General features: G+C 37.4%; 19 protein-coding genes, 1 other RNA gene and 2 pseudogenes. 15 read left to right on the forward strand and 7 right to left on the reverse strand.

Annotation, left to right across the window (positions count from 1 at the left end; all coding sequences use genetic code 11):
• Positions 1-36 precede the first annotated feature (36 nt).
• From P3R27_RS03170 to ssrA, 12 genes are all read left to right on the forward strand, one after another.
• Complete coding sequence (locus tag P3R27_RS03170; protein WP_301356966.1) at positions 37-1,053, forward strand: beta-N-acetylhexosaminidase; 1,017 nt, start codon at positions 37-39, stop codon at positions 1,051-1,053.
• Positions 1,054-1,314: 261 nt separating this feature from the next.
• Positions 1,315-1,464 carry a 50S ribosomal protein L33 gene (gene rpmG, locus P3R27_RS03175; RefSeq protein ID WP_034687754.1) on the forward strand — a complete coding sequence of 50 codons (150 nt, stop codon included), beginning with the start codon at positions 1,315-1,317 and terminating at the stop codon, positions 1,462-1,464.
• A gap of 35 nt (positions 1,465-1,499) precedes the next feature.
• Positions 1,500-1,616 (forward strand): putative metal homeostasis protein, encoded by a 117-nt coding sequence (locus P3R27_RS03180; RefSeq protein ID WP_126134186.1) that lies wholly within the window; start codon positions 1,500-1,502, stop codon positions 1,614-1,616.
• 51 nt (positions 1,617-1,667) lie between these two features.
• Positions 1,668-2,219: a GNAT family N-acetyltransferase gene (locus P3R27_RS03185; RefSeq protein ID WP_271524268.1), complete on the forward strand. Its 552-nt coding sequence runs from the start codon at positions 1,668-1,670 to the stop codon at positions 2,217-2,219.
• A gap of 178 nt (positions 2,220-2,397) precedes the next feature.
• Entirely contained in the window at positions 2,398-4,104 is a 1,707-nt protein-coding gene (gene alsS, locus P3R27_RS03190) for an acetolactate synthase AlsS (RefSeq protein WP_301356967.1), read from the forward strand.
• Positions 4,105-4,116: 12 nt separating this feature from the next.
• The gene (budA, locus tag P3R27_RS03195; RefSeq protein WP_301356968.1) at positions 4,117-4,824 is read left to right on the forward strand and encodes an acetolactate decarboxylase; all 708 of its coding nucleotides are present in this window, start codon (positions 4,117-4,119) and stop codon (positions 4,822-4,824) included.
• 87 nt (positions 4,825-4,911) lie between these two features.
• Complete coding sequence (locus P3R27_RS03200) at positions 4,912-5,400, forward strand: free L-methionine (R)-S-oxide reductase MsrC (protein WP_034687751.1); 489 nt, start codon at positions 4,912-4,914, stop codon at positions 5,398-5,400.
• Between the two features lie 140 nt (positions 5,401-5,540).
• Positions 5,541-5,804 carry a hypothetical protein gene (locus P3R27_RS03205; protein WP_034687749.1) on the forward strand — a complete coding sequence of 88 codons (264 nt, stop codon included), beginning with the start codon at positions 5,541-5,543 and terminating at the stop codon, positions 5,802-5,804.
• Positions 5,805-6,089: 285 nt separating this feature from the next.
• On the forward strand, positions 6,090-6,494 hold the full coding sequence (locus P3R27_RS03210; protein WP_034687748.1) for a MarR family winged helix-turn-helix transcriptional regulator: 405 nt from the start codon (positions 6,090-6,092) through the stop codon (positions 6,492-6,494).
• Between the two features lie 31 nt (positions 6,495-6,525).
• On the forward strand, positions 6,526-7,164 hold the full coding sequence (locus P3R27_RS03215; RefSeq protein WP_010735080.1) for a nitroreductase family protein: 639 nt from the start codon (positions 6,526-6,528) through the stop codon (positions 7,162-7,164).
• A gap of 21 nt (positions 7,165-7,185) precedes the next feature.
• Positions 7,186-7,473, forward strand: coding sequence for a putative quinol monooxygenase (locus tag P3R27_RS03220; protein ID WP_023519920.1), 288 nt, complete (start codon positions 7,186-7,188; stop codon positions 7,471-7,473).
• A 227-nt stretch (positions 7,474-7,700) separates the two neighbouring features.
• Positions 7,701-8,068: a transfer-messenger RNA gene (gene ssrA / locus P3R27_RS03225) on the forward strand.
• An 83-nt stretch (positions 8,069-8,151) separates the two neighbouring features.
• Here ssrA and P3R27_RS03230 read toward each other — a convergent pair.
• From P3R27_RS03230 to P3R27_RS03245, 4 genes and pseudogenes are all read right to left on the reverse strand, one after another.
• Positions 8,152-8,343 carry a triphosphoribosyl-dephospho-CoA synthase gene (locus P3R27_RS03230; protein WP_301356972.1) on the reverse strand — a complete coding sequence of 64 codons (192 nt, stop codon included), beginning with the start codon at positions 8,341-8,343 and terminating at the stop codon, positions 8,152-8,154.
• Positions 8,336-9,031 (reverse strand): annotated as a pseudogene (locus tag P3R27_RS03235) (GntR family transcriptional regulator). The gene P3R27_RS03230 and the pseudogene P3R27_RS03235 overlap by 8 nt, the downstream one beginning before the upstream one ends.
• 244 nt (positions 9,032-9,275) lie before the next feature.
• Positions 9,276-9,949 (reverse strand): annotated as a pseudogene (locus tag P3R27_RS03240) (CitMHS family transporter); the annotation flags it as partial.
• Positions 9,950-10,305: 356 nt separating this feature from the next.
• Entirely contained in the window at positions 10,306-11,079 is a 774-nt protein-coding gene (locus P3R27_RS03245) for a Cof-type HAD-IIB family hydrolase (RefSeq protein WP_301356973.1), read from the reverse strand.
• A gap of 142 nt (positions 11,080-11,221) precedes the next feature.
• Here P3R27_RS03245 and P3R27_RS03250 point away from each other — a divergent pair, with 142 nt between their 5' ends.
• The 3 genes from P3R27_RS03250 to P3R27_RS03260 are packed head-to-tail and all read left to right on the forward strand — an operon-like array spanning position 11,222 to position 13,711.
• On the forward strand, positions 11,222-11,572 hold the full coding sequence (locus P3R27_RS03250) for an SdpI family protein (RefSeq protein ID WP_034687740.1): 351 nt from the start codon (positions 11,222-11,224) through the stop codon (positions 11,570-11,572).
• Positions 11,553-12,269 carry a winged helix-turn-helix domain-containing protein gene (locus tag P3R27_RS03255; protein ID WP_301356974.1) on the forward strand — a complete coding sequence of 239 codons (717 nt, stop codon included), beginning with the start codon at positions 11,553-11,555 and terminating at the stop codon, positions 12,267-12,269. Before P3R27_RS03250 ends, P3R27_RS03255 begins: the two co-directional genes overlap by 20 nt.
• Positions 12,269-13,711 carry an ATP-binding protein gene (locus P3R27_RS03260; RefSeq protein WP_034687735.1) on the forward strand — a complete coding sequence of 481 codons (1,443 nt, stop codon included), beginning with the start codon at positions 12,269-12,271 and terminating at the stop codon, positions 13,709-13,711. The genes P3R27_RS03255 and P3R27_RS03260 overlap by 1 nt, the downstream gene beginning before the upstream one ends.
• 77 nt (positions 13,712-13,788) lie before the next feature.
• On the opposite strand, the gene P3R27_RS03265 is transcribed toward P3R27_RS03260, so the two are convergent.
• The 3 genes from P3R27_RS03265 to P3R27_RS03275 form a co-directional block, all read right to left on the reverse strand.
• Positions 13,789-14,301, reverse strand: a complete 513-nt coding sequence (locus P3R27_RS03265; RefSeq protein ID WP_034687733.1) for a hypothetical protein — start codon at positions 14,299-14,301, stop codon at positions 13,789-13,791.
• Positions 14,288-15,016: a hypothetical protein gene (locus tag P3R27_RS03270; RefSeq protein ID WP_126134182.1), complete on the reverse strand. Its 729-nt coding sequence runs from the start codon at positions 15,014-15,016 to the stop codon at positions 14,288-14,290. The genes P3R27_RS03265 and P3R27_RS03270 overlap by 14 nt, the downstream gene beginning before the upstream one ends.
• Positions 15,017-15,498: 482 nt before the next feature.
• Complete coding sequence (locus tag P3R27_RS03275; protein ID WP_034687731.1) at positions 15,499-17,646, reverse strand: LTA synthase family protein; 2,148 nt, start codon at positions 17,644-17,646, stop codon at positions 15,499-15,501.
• Positions 17,647-17,719 lie beyond the last annotated feature (73 nt).

The following is a 17,719-nucleotide window of genomic DNA, read 5'->3' on the forward strand; positions in this document are numbered from 1 at the left end:
ATAATATGTAAACGATTTCTTTTTGTGGAGGTAAAGATGAAAAAGGTTTTATTGATTGATAATGGACGTAAATATTTTTCGAAAGAACAATTGATCCAGATCATAAAAAAAGCAAGTCAATGTCGATACACGGCGATTTCTTTTGCACTGGGAAATAACGGATTACGCTTTTTACTGGATGACATGGCGCTGACTGTCAAAGGAAAAGCTTATTCCAGTCAGTCAGTCAAAGAAGCATTGATTGCAGGAACAAAACAGTACTATGATGATCCTAATGGCACTTATTTGACTGAAACAGAAATGGCAGAGTTAGCTAGTGTGACTAAGGAAAAAAATATGGAAGTGATCCCGCTTATCAATACCCCTGGACATATGGATGCGATTCTAACAGGAATGCAACAATTAGGCATCGAACACCCTTGTTATCAAACGTCGATTCGAACACTTGATTTGGATAATCAAGAAGCGGTCGCTTTCACGAAAGCACTACTTGAAAAATATGTGAGCTACTTCTCAACGATAACTAGTTCCTTCAATATAGGTTGCGATGAATTTGCCAATGATTTAACTGATGGCGGGTGGCGAGGACTCCAGCAATCTGGGAAGTATCGAGATTTTGTCACCTATACCAATCAGTTGGCTCAACTGGTCAAAACCTATGGGATGATTCCAATCGTATTTAACGACGGCATCTACTACGAGGAAAAAGAACAATTTGGTCGATTCGATCAAGACTTAATGATTGCCTATTGGACAGCGGGATGGGACAACTATCACGTCAGTTCTGCGAAATTTTTACTTGATCAAGGGCATCGACTATTGAATACGAACGATCACTGGTATTGGGTCATTGGTCGAAAAACAAGTGAACAAGGACATTACTCCTTTGATACAGCAAAAAACGCACAAGCGACAATCTCAACGGCCACTGTGGTTAGCGGTACTGAGTTACTGGTAATGGGGAGTATGGTCAGTATTTGGGCAGATGAGCCACAAGCAGAGTTTGTACTGGCTGATCTGTTTGAACTACTAGAAACAACTGTAAAACAATAGTCAAGACAAAAAACTGTCGTTCGATGGCGTACATAGTTGCTCATTGGAAATCAGTTTTTTTGTTATTTTTTATTGTTTAAAATGAGAGTCCATCCATTTGAAGCTATTTTCATTCGTTTTTTTATTGACAGTAATTCGTTACTAGCGTATATTATATTTTATAAATCGTAATCATTACTATTTGTAATTTTGGATGGTTTGATCAAAGTTTCAAATAGGGCAATGATAGAATTACTAAAAAAAGTGAGAGAAGGGGAAAAAATGCGTCAAAACATTACATTAGAATGCAAGGAAACTGGTGAACGAATCTATCTGACGAGTAAAAACAAAAGAAATACACCAGAACGATTAACGTTAAAAAAATATTCGCCAAAATTAAGAAAGAAAATGCAATTTACAGAAGTAAAATAAAGTGAAATGAATGTTCTAGAAAATAGGGGGTTAAAATGGAGAAGCAAGACCTTTCAAGTGCATATAGACGATTGAAAAGCCCGAATATCAAAACACGAAAACGTGCGCTTAAACTCATCCAACAATCAAAAAGATTGAAGAATAAATACTAATAGTAGTAATATCATTGGTTTCGATATATCTCCTTTTTTTGCTGTATAACGATGATAAAAAACGTGTTATACTATTCAAAAATAAAGGGGGCGAAACCAATCGATATCAAGTATACCTATGCAACGATCAAGGATTTACCGCGAATTGTAGACATTTATAATCAGTCTATCGCATCGAAGCAAGCAACGGCGGACCTAGAACCGATAACGGTTGACTCGAGGGTCCCTTGGTTTGAGGCGCATCATGCTGATTCTAGACCGCTTTGGGTAATGCGGCATGGTGATTATATCGTTGGTTGGATCAGCCTTAGTGATTTTTATGGTCGGCCTGCGTATCAACAGACAGCGGAAATCAGTATTTATCTAGACCCGGTAACACGTGGTCATCATTTAGGCAAGGCCGCACTTGGCTTTGTGGAAACTCAACTGCATCGTTTAAAAATCCAGACAGTGCTTGCATTTGTTTTCGATGTGAATCAGGCAAGTAAAAAGTTATTTCTCAAAAATGGATATGCCGTTTGGGGACATTTGCCAAAAGTTGCCAACATGGGCAGTCAAGAAAATGATCTGATCATTCTAGGAAAAAAATATCAAAATCAATAATAAAGATGTACATTTTGTCCATGTGACAAAAATGTATGTCTTTTTTTTGCATCTTACTACACAAATGACTCATTAAGTGCTAGACTAACAGATGAAACAGGTATTGATATCTGTATTAATATTATTTATATTTATTATGTAACGACCATGTAAATATCGTTGAAAAGGAAGATGTCTCATGTTGTTTAAGGAAAAACAAGGCGTAGAAACTGTATCAGAAGAAGTAGTTAAAGAAAAACAAGGTTCAACAACTGTAGTAGAAAGTTTAATCAATCATCAAGTTGATTACGTATTCGGTATTCCAGGAGCGAAAATCGATGGAGTATTCAATGAATTAGAAGATCATGGTCCAGAGTTGATCGTGACGCGTCATGAGCAAAATGCTGCCTTTATGGCGCAAGCAATTGGTCGTATTACTGGAGAACCAGGTGTGGTGATTGCGACAAGTGGGCCAGGTGCAAGTAATCTAGCAACCGGATTAGTCACAGCGACAGCAGAAGGTGATCCTGTGTTGGCAATCGCAGGCCAAGTAAAACGAAGTGATTTATTAAAATTAACACATCAAAGCATGAACAATGCCGCGTTGTTTGAACCAATCACAAAATATAGTGCAGAGATTCAAGATCCGGAAACAATTTCAGAAATTATCGCTAATGCCTACCGAATGGCAAAGAGTTCGAAAAAAGGCGCTAGTTTTATCAGTATCCCTCAAGATGTGGTGGATGCACCAGTCAAAAGTGATGTCATCAAACCATTACAAGATCCTAAATTAGGCTCAGCATCTTCAGGAGATATCGACTATCTAGTTGAACGGATTCGTGAGGCGAAGTTACCAGTATTGTTAGTTGGAATGCGTGGATCAAGTAAAGATGAAACAGCAGCCATTCGTCAACTTGTTGAAAAAACAGGATTGCCTGTGGTAGAAACTTTCCAAGCAGCCGGTGTGATTTCTCGTCAATTAGAAGACCACTTTTTTGGTCGCGTCGGTCTCTTCCGCAATCAACCAGGAGATATGCTGTTAAAACGGAGTGATTTAGTGATTGCGATTGGTTATGATCCAATCGAATATGAAGCGAGAAATTGGAATGCTGAAAAAGATGCTAGAATCATCGTCATTGATGAAACACCAGCTGAAATCGACAGTTACATGCAACCAGAACGTGAACTAATCGGGGACATTTCTGCAACCTTAGATTTACTGACAGAGTCATTAGAAGAAGCACAAGTATCGGTAGATGCGCAAGAATATTTAAATACGTTGCAAGAAAAGTTGAAGGCACGAGATATTTGTGAAACCAGTAATGAAGACGGGATCTTACATCCATTAGAAGTAATCAATACACTGCAATCGAAAGTAACGGACGACATGACTGTGACGGTTGATGTAGGTAGTCATTACATTTGGATGGCCCGCCACTTTAGAAGTTATGAAGCGCGTCATTTGCTATTCAGTAATGGCATGCAAACATTAGGAGTCGCACTTCCTTGGGCGATCTCTGCTGCACTGGTTCGTCCAAATACGCAAGTAATCTCTGTGTCAGGAGATGGTGGCTTCTTATTTTCTGCCCAAGATTTAGAAACAGCTGTGCGTAAAAAACTGAATATCATTCATTTGATTTGGAATGATGGTCGTTATAATATGGTCGAGTTTCAAGAAATCATGAAATATGATCGAGCATCAGGGGTTGATTTTGGTCCAGTTGATTTTGTTCAATATGCCGAAGCTTTTGGGGCTAAAGGTCTGCGAGTAAGCAATGCAGAAGAATTGGCATCTGCCTTAGAAGAAGGATTTGCGACAGAAGGGCCAGTCATCATTGATATCCCGATTGACTATCGAGATAATGAAAAATTAGGTGAAACGATCTTACCGGACCAATTTTACTAAGGGGATGTTCAGATGAAAGAGAAACTATTATATCAACATGGGACATTAGGTGCGCTAATGGCGGGACTGATGGACGGTACTACTTCCATCGCGGAGGTCTTGAAGTACGGTACACTAGGTCTTGGAACGTTACATGGATTAGACGGCGAAGTGATATTTTTAGACGGTGAAGCCTATCAAGGTAGATCAGATGGCGCATTGATCCATTTGTCTGGAGAAGAGTCCACTCCTTATGCGGCAATCACTGCATTTTCAGCGGATCGTTCATTTGCAGTCAAACATCTATCTAGCGAAGCATTAAAAGAACAAATCCTAAAGGACGCAGCAGGGAAAAATCTCTTTTTAGCAGTCAAGATCAGCGGTTTATTTAAAGATATGCATATCCGGATCATGCCAAAACAAGAGAAACCATATCGACGTTTAGCGAAAATCTCAGAATCCCAGCCAGAGTTTCATCGATCAGATATTCAAGGGACCATTGCTGGTTTTTATACACCGGAATTATTTCAAGGGGTGGCTGCTGCAGGCTTCCATTTGCATTTTATTGACGATGAGAAAACATTTGGAGGACATATCCTTGATTTTACTGTGTCGCAAGGAACAGTAGAAATCAGTCAAATAGAATCTTTGGTGCAACATTTTCCGACGAATGACCCGACTTTTATCCAAAATGAAATCGACTATGCAGATCTAGCTGCTGAAATCGAGCAAGCAGAATGATCATCTAGTCATTAAGAATCAAAAACAAATCATAGCGTTGCTCCTTGAATTAGGCTATAATTTTGGGCATAGAAGGAGTGATTTTGGATGTTATGGACAGAAAAAGAAAAAAGAGATGCTTATGAAATTTTGCTACTCCAACAAAAAGGTCTTTTAGAAGCGGAAGACAACTGGTTAGCCAATTTAGCTAACTCCTCTGCATTATTGAATGAAACTTTACCTCAAACAGTCTTTGCCGGCTATTATTTATATGATGGACAAGAATTAATTTTAGGTCCTTTCCAAGGTAGAGTGTCCTGTACCCGTATCAAAATGGGAAAAGGTGTTTGTGGCGAAGCAGCCGAAAAACAAAAAACATTGATCGTTGCGAATGTGAAAACCCATGAAAATTATATTTCATGTGATTCAGCCGCACAATCTGAAATCGTAGTGCCGATGATCAAAGAAGGTCAATTGATCGGAGTACTTGATATCGATTGTGGTGTGACTGAGGGCTACGATGCTTTAGATCAAGAATTTTTGGAACGATATATTGAGTTATTGTTAGGTGATTTTCCTGTAAATGTTATGAAATAAAGTGAAAAAGAGTTGAAAAAAGGTGTTTGATCACTTTTTTTCAACTCTTTTTTAGTTTATTGAACATTTTTGTTTTCATAATCTAATTTTAATGTTATTATCATTTTATAAAATATTAAAGAACAAGAGGAGAATGGGTTATGACAAGCGAAACAATCGTTTTAGGACAAAAATATGTATGTCATCCAATCGGCATCAAAAATAAAGTAGTCGGAGAAGTAATCGTAAAATTAGAAAACTGTGTGATTATGAGTGTAGAGGAATATGATCGTACAGATCACTTAGATATTCTAGAGAAATGTGGAAAAGTTGTCGCAAAATATACAGATATTTTTGAGTTGAGTCCCGTTGAACAAGTCTTTCAGTCACCAACCAAGCTGTACACACAAGCAATGGTATCTTAAAGTGATGAATACACCTAGCGCCTATCAGGAAGTCTGATTTGAATAAGCCATTGTTAGTTATCAGACTTCCTTTAATTTGCATACATAATAGAAGCAATTGAACATTCATACATAATCGTTAAGAAATAGAATACTCGAATACAGACAGTTGAAGAAGGGGCAAGTTAAAAGGGAAAATAACTTTTATCTTGCTTCTTATTCTTTTTACTTTACAAAAGGAAGTAAATGATCTATATTATTGATAAGTCAATAATTGATTAGTCAACGATGGTAGGAGGCAATATTATGGAGCTGAGAAAGTTAAGTCAATTGCTTTATCAGATAAAAATCATCAGTCAAGAAGGAACAGCTTTATTTGAAAAAGAAACTGGATTTAGTTTAACGAGGTACGAGATCTTGATGTTCTTACAAAAAAACGGGGAATGTTTGCAAAATAAGTTACAGAGCGATTTAAAAATCGATTTGGCAGCTATTTCACGTCATCTAAAGATATTAGAACAAAAAGGATATGTGATCAGAAAAAGAAATGAGAACAATAATCGTGAAGTATTCGTTTCTTTGTCCGATAAAGCAGTGAATGAATTGACTGAGTGTGAAAAAAATCATCAAGAATCAGATGACTCCCTGTGTGTTTCGCTATCAGATGAAGAAATCGATCAACTGACTCAATTACTAGATAAATTATACTAAAAATCAAAACAAAGAAAGAAGCGGTTAAGTAATGAATAAAACTCTAGCAAACAATGATTTTTCTGATATCGTCTTTGGCAGAAAATCAATCCGTGTGTACGACGAAAATGTGAAAATCCCTCATGAAGAAATGTTGGAAATGATCCAAGAAGCAACAACAGCACCATCTTCTGTGAATCTACAACCTTGGCGCTTTGTAGTAGTTGAAAGCGAAGAAGCAAAAGCAAAATTGAAACCATTGATCCGTTTTAACACAAAACAAAATGATACATCATCTGCCATGGTCTTGATTTTTGGTGATATGAATTGCTATGAATACGGAGAAGAAATTTATGATCAAGCTGTGGAAGAAGGCAAAATGCCAGCAGAAGTTCGTGACGAACAACTAGCAGCGATCATTCCTTATTACAAAAATTTCACACGTGAACAAATGAATGACGTAGTGAAAATCGATTCAAGCTTAGCAGCTATGCAATTTATGTTAACTGCACGTAGCCATGGATATGATACAAATCCAATCGGCGGATTTGAAGCAGACCAATTAGCAGAAGCTTTCGATTTGGACAAAGAACGTTATGTTCCTGTGATGATCTTGTCCGTTGGTAAAGCGGTCGATCAAGGCTACGAATCTGTTCGTTTAGCTTCAGAAAAAATCACTTCTTTCAAATAGAAAGAAAAAGGAGACGGACGAATGATCATCATCAATGCAAAATTTACCATCAAAGAAGCGAAACGCGCTGAATTTTTAGAAGAAGCGACACAATTGATCGAAGCGACTAGAAAAGAAGACGGTTGTTTGAGTTATCAATTGTATGAATCAACGGAACAAGTAAATGTCTTTGTGATGGTTGAAAATTGGCGGGATGAACAAGCAATCGAAGGACATAACCAAAGTCCATTGTTGCAACAATTGTTCAAAAACATGCCTGAATATGCAGAAAAAGAAACAGAATTGAATGTTGCGAAAACACTTGCTTAAAACAATTCGCTGAAACGCTCTTTTGCGATCAAAGTAGCTAAAGTAGAAAGAACCTTCACTTTAAGAGGGAGCAAGAAAAGTCTAATGTCTATTTATCTCTTAGATCTTTCTTGTTTCTCTCAAGAAGTGAAGCATCTATTTGAAAAGCAATCAACCATATTGAAAAAAAACTACATATGTGGTATATTATGTAAGTATCTTGAAAATACCGTAACCCATTTTATTAAGGGGACGTTACGGATTCGACAGGCACAGTTCGAGCTTGAATTGCGTTTCGTAGGTTACGTCTACGCTAAAACGTTACAGTTAAATATAACTGCTAAAAACGAAAACAACTCTTACGCTTTAGCTGCCTAAAAACAGTTAGCGTAGATCCTCTCGGCATCGCCCATGTGCTCGAGTAAGGGTCCTAACTTTAGTGGGATACGTTTCAACTTTCCGTCTGTAAGTTGAAAAAGAGAACATCAGACTAGCGATACAGAATGCCTGTCACTCGGCAAGCTGTAAAGCGAACTTCTAAATGAGTTGACTATGAACGTAGATTTTTAAGTGGCGATGTGTTTGGACGCGGGTTCGACTCCCGCCGTCTCCATTAGGAGAAATCATATAAGTAGCAAAAACACTGTTGTACCAACGATTGTACAGTGTTTTTGCTACATTTTTTTGTTTTGACTCCGGTCAGCTCATTGCTAGGTAATTGGCAAAGTTAGTTGTTTGAATCCTTATTTGAAAGGTCTGAAAATCTATATCTGTATGCGCGCCATTTGAAATAGGGTCGACTAATCCAGGTTTTGAACTTAATGCTACTCCGTAAAACAAAGCGTGCTGTGCAGCCTGTGCGATCGTACCGATCAGTTTGTGGTCAGTCAATTTTTTTACGCTCCATTTCAGCTAAAATAAATTGTAATGAACGAACTAAATGCTCATGTGTGATCAAAGTGATTTGTTCTGCATTTTTTGTTTGCATCCCGCGATAGATCAGCCAATGTTCTTCAAGGGCTTTATCCCTGCGTTTGGAAGAGCGAATGGCGATATCGTGAAAGTAAACTAAGTAAGCTTGTAATTCTAAGACAATGGATTTTAAACGGAGCATTTGGCTTTTTTCATAGATGAACGTATTGAAGTCCGAAAAATTTTGCAAGACTTTTTCTGTTTGATCTGCTTGATTATTGCTTTCACCTCGTAATAATAGTTCTTTTAGCTCAATGAACTCTTGTTTTGTCATCTGATTCATTGCCTTGATCGTGGCAAGTGTATCTAAAGATTTACGGATATCATAGATTTCGTAAGCGTCTTTTATGTGGATACCTTTGACGACGATGCCGATTTTGGGTACGCGTTCAAACAATTTTTCATTGACTAATTGTTTCATTGCTAAGCGAATAGGTGTACGGCTGATATTCAATTCTTCGGCTAAGACTTTTTCGTTGAGCCACGTATTGGCAGGAATATCGCCAAGAATAATCGTTTTACGAAACGCTTCTTAAATAAGCACATACAATGTCTTATTTTGTGTGAGGTCCAAATTTTTACGTAATGCTTCAACAACTTTGTTCATTTCTTCTCCCCCTTTCTACTTTAGCTATAAAAAACTAAGTCAATGAATAAGTCTCTCATGCTTTATTCTGCACCTCATGAGAAATGACTAAAACGTGAATGACTTTTATTTTACAAATCGGAATAAAGTATCCGTATGGAAAACTCTGAGAAATTGTTCTGTAACATCGAAAAAGAGAGTATCAATTGTTTTCTACTCTTACGGAACACTTCTCAGAGTGGACATCTACTTTAGACGGTTGTTTTTATTGGGAAATATAAAATGGCAGATAGCAAAAAGAATAATTGTGACGACAAAAATAGTAAAAATACCTAAGGCATATTTTCCAACTTCTCGTTGCCGTTTTCCCATATCCAATCCGGTCAAACGTAACCAAAGATAGATAAAAGCAACTAAAAGGCTGAGCAAATGGAAGGCTTGACCCATCAAAGAGGCGAGAGCTATTTGCATATTCGTAAAGCCATAGGTATGTCCGGCTTCTGCTAAAACGGGTAATACTCCGAAATAAGAACCATCATTTGAAATAAAGAAAGTACCGGGCGCTGAAATCAACGCAAGGACTAATCCCCAGCATCCTGCTAATTGTTTTGGAATAAGATAAGTAAAGCTATTCGCGAGTGCTTCAGCCATACCGGAACCTTGGAAAAGCCCCCTGAAAACTCCGCTGCAAAAACTAAAATAACGACTTGCACCTCATCGCTACCATTTGCACCAATACGTGCGGATCGATCTTTTTAGATGTGGGGAATTGACCATTAAAGCAATGCATGTTCCTACTAAAAATAATAAAAGAGGTGGTAAGACAATAGAAGAGATAAACGAGCTAGCAACCAACCAGGCAATCAACACGATCGTGAGTATCCCATTGAATACAAAAATTTTAGGACAGCGCATTGTGACTGTTTCAGGATCGGTGTTTTTAGTGATTTCTTCAATTAAAGAGAGTTAGTAACGGGGGAGAGATCTATCGTTGACTAGATAAAATTTACTAACCATGAGATAAACGAACGATGGTTAAATCCTCAGTCCTTGGCTAAAATGAAATGAAAAAAGAAACTGCGTGAACAGTCCCTTTTGGTAGCAAAGATTTAACTTATTTCTTTTTATCATGTTTAAGCAGTTCCACAATTAAAGTCATTTAACGTTACTGTCAAAAATTTATAGCCTATTGCCCTAGTTAGAGTCCTTGAATTCTAGATGATAACTAGGGCTTTTTTACATGATTCAGCCATTTATATGGAATATCGAATCGCTAATTGTGAGAGAGCAGACGATCAAATCAATTCAAAATGCTTCAATGCGTGAACGATCCCGCCTTCGGTATTTTTCTTCGTAATGAAGGTTGCAAGTTCTTTTAACTCATCGTAAGCATTGCCCATCGCGATTTTGTGATCACAAGCTTCAAGTAAGGCAAAATCGTTCGGCCCGTCACCAAAACCAAAAGTTGGGACATTCTCTAATTTTAATGTTTCTTTTAAGCGTTTGACCCCTGCACCTTTTGAAATACCTTTTCTGACCGTATCGATCGAATAGGGACTATTGCGGTAAAAAGTCATGTCAGGGAAACGTTCATGATAATATTCATCACCTGATTCGGAAAGAATCAGCAACATATTGATCGGATGATCCTGAAAAGCGGAAGGATCGATTGGTGGCACATCTGAATGGATAAAGCCATAAGCTTTTCTCATGGTCTCTGTGTGATGAGTACTCCAAATGTTCTCTCTATTATAAAAACAAAGGGCATGACCTTGCTCTTCGATATGGTCACGCATTTTTTGACATTCTTCTTTAGAAAAGCGCACAGAATAAATTACTTCTCCCTCTACGCTAATACAAGAACCGTTCATTGTTACAGCGGAAGTAATACCTGCATCACGCATAATTTGTTTGATTTCCATTTCAGTCCGTCCAGTGGCGATAACAGGTAGGATATCATTTTCTTTTAATGCTTGGATTGCTGCGACGATCTCAGGAGTTATTTTAGAATGTCCATCTAATAAAGTTCCATCGAGATCGAAAAATGTGATTGCTTGATAGTTTGTCACAAATAAAACTCCTTTTTCATTTGAATATCTTTATCTTATCAAAGAATGAACAAAAGACAAACGTTTCGTGAAGAATTACTGAACTTATTGGTTCAGCAACCATTTTAGAGTATACTATAGACAGAGATTGGAGAGTGAAATCATGATTTTTTTAACAGTTGGTCTTTTTTTGACCTTGATAGGGCTCTTATTTTTAATTTTGCCTTCTAAAGGTAATTTACCTTTCTATGGTTATCATTCAGAACGTGCCACCAGATCCGACGAACATTGGCGGATTGCCCAACGAACAAGCGGAAAATATTTCTTGATTTTCGGATTATTGATGACCTTGATCGGCTACGGATTAAAAATCACAGGACATACCAATTTTTTTATTATTGAAATGTTACTCTTAGTGTTTCCGATCATGCCGATTTTTATATTAACAGAAAAAAAATTACAAACTTACGATTTGATAAATGGAGGAGACGAGCATGAACATTTTAATGATTGAAGATAATCAATCCGTATCTGAAATGATGCAGATGTTTTTTTTAAATGAAGGATGGGAAGCAACCTTCAAATATGACGGAAAAGAAGGATTAGATGCGTTTTTAGAGAATCCGCAACATTGGGATATGGTCACGTTGGATCTTAATCTTCCGACAATGGATGGCATGATGGTTGGACGAGAAATCCGAAAAGTTTCAAGTACGGTACCAATCATCATGTTGACCGCCCGAGATTCTGAAAGTGAACAAGTGATCGGTTTGGAAATGGGAGCTGATGACTATGTCACTAAACCTTTTAGTCCCTTGACATTGATTGCACGTATGAAGGCATTACACCGTCGTAGCGAATTGGTAGAAACAAAAGAAGAAAATCCATTATCTGAACAAAATTTTGACATCCAAACCGATCACTTCAAGATGAATACGAAAACGCGTGAAGCCTACTTGAATAACCAACCGATCGATGGATTAACACCAAAAGAATTCGATCTTTTATTTACATTAGCAAAAAAACCAAGACAAGTGTTTTCAAGAGAACAGTTATTGGAACTAGTTTGGGATTATCAATATTTTGGTGATGAACGAACCGTCGACGCCCATATCAAAAAACTTCGTCAAAAAATCGAGAAAGTAGGCCCACAAGTGATCCAGACAGTTTGGGGAGTAGGCTATAAATTTGATGATTCAGGTGTTGCCTGATGCGCTATTTATACCAACAATTACTGGCATTTTGTGGGATGATCGCGATGATCATCTTGATCGTCGGTATTTCTTTTACGCAATTGACCAAGCAGACGATCGAAGAAAATAATTACCAACAACTTTTTGGTTATGCCGAGTCGGTGGAGAAAACGACCCAAACCTTTGCGGATACGTTTCCTCAATTTAATCAAGATCAAGCATTCCAAAATGCGTTGGAACTGACTGAACAAGTATTAACTGAACAAAATGTCAATTTTATCTTTATTGATAAATATGAGCGAGTGATCTATCCAACTGCTGGGGTTTACTTGAATTTTACGATTACAGCAGATCAATGGGAAAGTTTGAAAAGCGGTCGCCAAGTCAAGTTTACTTCAAATAAAAATATCGCAGGAGAGAATCAAGCCACTTCCTATGCTTTGGTTCCTTTCAACTTGAATCATGAGTTTTATGGGGGATTAGTTGTAAGCCAACCAGCCAGAAACATCGACAATAGCGTGCGTTCAGTCACCTTGAATCTCTTCAAGGGCTTCATCTTCTCAAGTATTATAGCAATCATCGCAAGCTATGCCTTTGCGGCTTTCCAAGTCAAACGGATCAATCGTTTGAGAAATGCTACAAAAGAAGTCACAAATGGCAACTTCGATGTGCAATTACCTGTAAATGACAAAGATGAATTTGATGAATTAGCAGACGATTTCAATAAGATGACCAACTCACTGAAAGAATCACGAGCAGAAATCGAGGAACAAGAGAATCGGCGCAGACAATTCATGGCAGATGCTTCTCATGAAATGCGGACACCTTTAACAACTATTAATGGCTTGTTAGAAGGCTTGGAGTATAATGCCATCCCAGAAAACCAACGGGAAAATGCCATTAAATTAATGAAAAATGAAACCGAACGTTTGATTCGTCTAGTCAATGAGAATTTAGATTATGAAAAAATCAGAACGAATCAAATCAGTATGGTCATCAAAAAATTTGATGGGACAGAAACGTTAAAAAATATTGTCGCTCAATTGGAAGCAAAAGCAGAAGCTGCGGGTAATCAATTGATTTTAGAAGCACCTGAACAATTAGACGTATACGCTGATTATGATCGATTTGTACAGATCATGGTCAACATTATTCAAAATGCGATCCAATTCACTGAAAATGGAACGATCACAGTCTCTTTAGAAAAAGGCTATCTTGAAACGATCATCAAAGTGACCGATACCGGTATTGGTATGTCAGAACAACAAATGAAAAGCATATGGGATCGCTATTACAAAGTTGATCCTTCTAGAAAAAACACAAAATATGGCGAATCCGGCTTAGGGTTACCAATCGTTCAACAATTAGTTCGATTGCACAAAGGAAAACTCGACGTAACAAGTGAGTTAGGAAAAGGCACGACATTTACTGTAAAATTACCAGATGTTGAAATCGAATGATAACTAAATCAAAAACCGTTAAAACAAGGCTTCTTTCTTGTTTTAACGGTTTTTTTATAAAGATTAACAAACACAAGTCAACTAGCTTCTTTACAATCAGTGACATATGGACTTTCGGCAATGGAAAGATCATGAGTCATCAATAAAATCGAAAAAGAATGATCGTTGACTAAATCGCAAAGATTTGTCAAAAGATCTTGAATCTCGATAATCGATAAATCATCGATAGGGTCTTCGATGATCAGTTTCTTTTTATCTGCGAGAATCGCATGCATCAGTTGCAATATGATTCTTTCATACGTGCTCAATTCACTTACTGATTTTTTGAGCAGCGAGGAATCTATCATTAGCTTAGCTTGCGCTTGTTCCTGTTTGGCTTTTTTTTGTTTTTCGGGGATGTCCAAAAATACTTGTTCTTTTAAATTAAGGTATGGGAAGAACGGCCAATTTTTTTGAACGATCATCAGATCAGTTCGTTCTGAAGCAAGGAGTTGTGCTTTGATCTCTGTGAAAATCACCTGTTGTTCGGCTTGCGAACCGATCAGAACAGTAAAACCGCTAAATGATATCAGTGAATCATGTTGGTTCATCAATGATCAGCTTCTTTCTTTTTAAAAGTCGATTTGAAATCATGAAAAGACCGGTACTAAGTAATGTGCTAATACTAACTAAACAAATGATCGTCTGTCCGATCCCTTTTAAGGTATCTACTAAAAAGTTATCGCTAAAAAAATCGATCATAAAAAAACTATTTTGGTCAATCGAGATCGATAAACCATTTCCAGAAGAAAAGACACTTGGTAAATTCGGTAGTTCGAAGAAATCTAACAAAGTCAAATTGATTTTTTGGAGTAAAGCTTGATAGCCATTTTGGAAAGCAAAAACGATCAAAAGAACGCCAAGGCAACTAAGAACTAATGGAATCAAGGATTGCCAAAAAATAAAGAAGAACATTTTTGGTTTGGAAAGACCCGCTAATCGCCAATTGATGATTTCCATACGATGACGATAGAGTGAGAGTAAAAAGAAAAAAAAGAAACACAAGGCAAACAGTGCTAGTATACAACTAATCACAACCAGATAGGCTTGTTGAAGCGTTTCTGATGAAGGTAAGTTCTCTTTGATATCAGAAGCATCAAATATCAACACCCGATCTTGGATTTGTTTGTGTAAAGTGGTTTGTAGATTATATAAGTTGAAGCTGATCAATAATAGAAAAGCAGAAAAGCTTGAAAACAAAGTATATAGAAATGTTTGTTTTTTGTAGTAAAGTAATCGTGCGGTAGAATAACGGATCATATTCATACTTTTCACCTCAAGAATAGTATAAAAAATGAATATGAATAAAGTATGAAAATCATTTAGTGAAAAACCGAAATAAAGGGAGGCTGATCAAGTAGGACAAGCAAAGGGAACCTGAAGGCGTATAAAAACTTCTTTAGTAATGCTATTCTTTTGGTCGTACTATGAGCTCTAGTGCAAAACTAATAGGGAAATGTATCAATTTCAAGATCTATGAACAAGCGATGAATCCCCAAGAATCTAATGATTTGTCTGGGATCTTAATCCTTTCAGACTTAGAGTAGGTAGGAGGGGGAAGAGGTATATTTAATATGGTTAGTAGCATCTCTTTGCACTTTCAATCGTGCTGGTAAGAAAAAATTACTGAGTAGAAATAAGCAAATCTATTTATATCTCTAGTTATAGATCAAAAAAACACCCGAAGAAAGGATTTCCTCGAGTGCTGTTCGTTGAGTGATAACATTAGCTACTTGTTCTCACGTTGTTCATTCGTTATTTTCCACTGAATCTTCACTATCCGTGGGTTCCTCAGTAGGAATACCATGGATATCTTGGAAGGTTTTAGTTTCGTACAGATTTTGTGTCGTTTGGTTGTTGTTCTCACTGAAGACGCTTGTTGATTTGTCACCAAGTGAACGTTCGGTATCACTTAGATGTCGCAAACCATTTTTGTAATCAAACTTAGAAGTATCAAGTGGTTCTAAACCACTTTCTGTATAAAATCGAAGTAGATCGCCATTGTTGATCTGGTCTGAAACGGCGAGTTGCTTGCTGACTGCTTCACGTAAGGCAGTAACTTCTGCTTGTTGTTCTTCAGTCATATCGGATAGGACTTCACCTGTTTGGGTATTGTAGACAGCTCCACCATAATAGGTGTACTTAGGTGAAACGAAGTCACCATCACGGAAAGCGACTAACTGGTTATTATCAGGTGAGAAGAGATCTTGTCCTAATTGGATATAATTTTTTGAATCCACACCTAACAAATGAAGCAATGTCGGTAAAGCATCGACTTGGCCGCCGTACGTATGATTGATTCCGCCTTTTGTTTGTCCGGGGATATGGATCATATATGGCACGCGTTGCATCGCTGCATTATCAAAATTTGTCCATGTCGAACTTGTTTTACCAACTAATTCAGCTAAAGATTTGTTTCTTGTATTAGAGATCCCGTAGTGGTCACCGTATAAGACGATGACTGAGTTTTCATACAAGCCACTTGCTTTTAAATAGTTGAAGAATTCTTCTACCGCTGTGTCTAAATAGTTAGCTGTCGCAAAGTAACCATTGATTGTTTCATCATTCGTATTAGCTACAGGGAATCCAGCTTCCTCATTCGTGAATTTTGAATAAGGGAAGTGATTCGATACAGCAATGAATTTTGAGTAGAATGGTTGTTGCATCCGTTCTAAATATTGGACGGATTGTTCAAAGAATGGTTTGTCATGTAAACCGTATTGGAATGAGTTATCGTCATTCACGTCATAGTATGAAGCATCAAAGAAGTAATCATACCCAAAACTCTTATAAGTTTCGTTACGGTTCCAGAATGTACCAGCATTCCCATGGAACGCTGCACTGGTATACCCTTTTGTTTGTTTTAAAATATTTGGTGCTGCTTGGAAAGTATTCTTACCACCAAGTTGAGTGAATAGTGATCCTTGGTTCAAACCGAATAATGAATTTTCCATCAATGTCTCTGCATCACTTGTTTTTCCAGCTTTTACTTGATGGAAGAAATTGTCAAAACTGAATGTTTCATTACTGTGGAATAAACTATTCAAGAAAGGTGTTACTTCATGTTCTACGCCATTTTCGTCTTTCAGTTTATAATCGATCACAAACTGTTGTAAGCTTTCTAAATGGATATAGATAACATTCTTGCCCTCAGCTAATCCATAAAGATCTTGGTTTGGTTGCGCATAATGTTCTTTGACGTAAGTGGCTACTTCTTTCATGTCATTTGGACTTGCTTCAGCTCGTACTTGGTTCGTTTGGTACGTTTGGATACCGTCGTATACCATGAACGCGTTCAGTCCAAGATATTTAACTAAATAATCACGAGAGAATGTACGTGTCAATAACTCTGGGCGATCCGCTTCAGCTAAAAATAGATTTCCAGAAAAGATCATCACTGCTAAGGTAGTAAAGGCAAACGCCATTCGAGCGCGCACAGGACGTGGGTCCATTTTGATTTTTTTCGTTGCTAAAAGCGCAATGATCAAAATGATATCGATCCAATAAAGGACATCATAAGGGCGGAATAACCGTAAGGCACTTTCGCCTAAACCACTTGCGACTTTTCCGGCGCCTAGGATCGCGTTGATCGTAATAAAATCAGTGAACTCACGATAGTAGATGATGTTAGAAAATAAGAGCAAGGTCAACAAGAAATAGATGACTAGCATCGTGATATACGCTGCTTTCGTTCGTCTAACATATAAGGCAATCCCTAAAAGAAGGATAGTCGTTGCGATTGGGTTGATGAACAAGATAAAATATTGGATGCCACTCTCGATCCCTAAATGGAAATCAAATAGATAAGTAGCAATCGTTTTGACCCATAACAAAACGGCTAGTAAAGTAAAAAATCCGAGCCTTTTATTTAAAAAAGCGGGTGTTTTTATTTTCAAATTAATCTTCCTTTCTGCACTCTTACATAAAAAAAGAGTGGCATGAAACATACTCACGACTCACGTACTCCTA

The organism is Enterococcus spodopteracolus, assembly GCF_030441955.1.
Lineage (GTDB): Bacteria > Bacillota > Bacilli > Lactobacillales > Enterococcaceae > Enterococcus_B > Enterococcus_B spodopteracolus.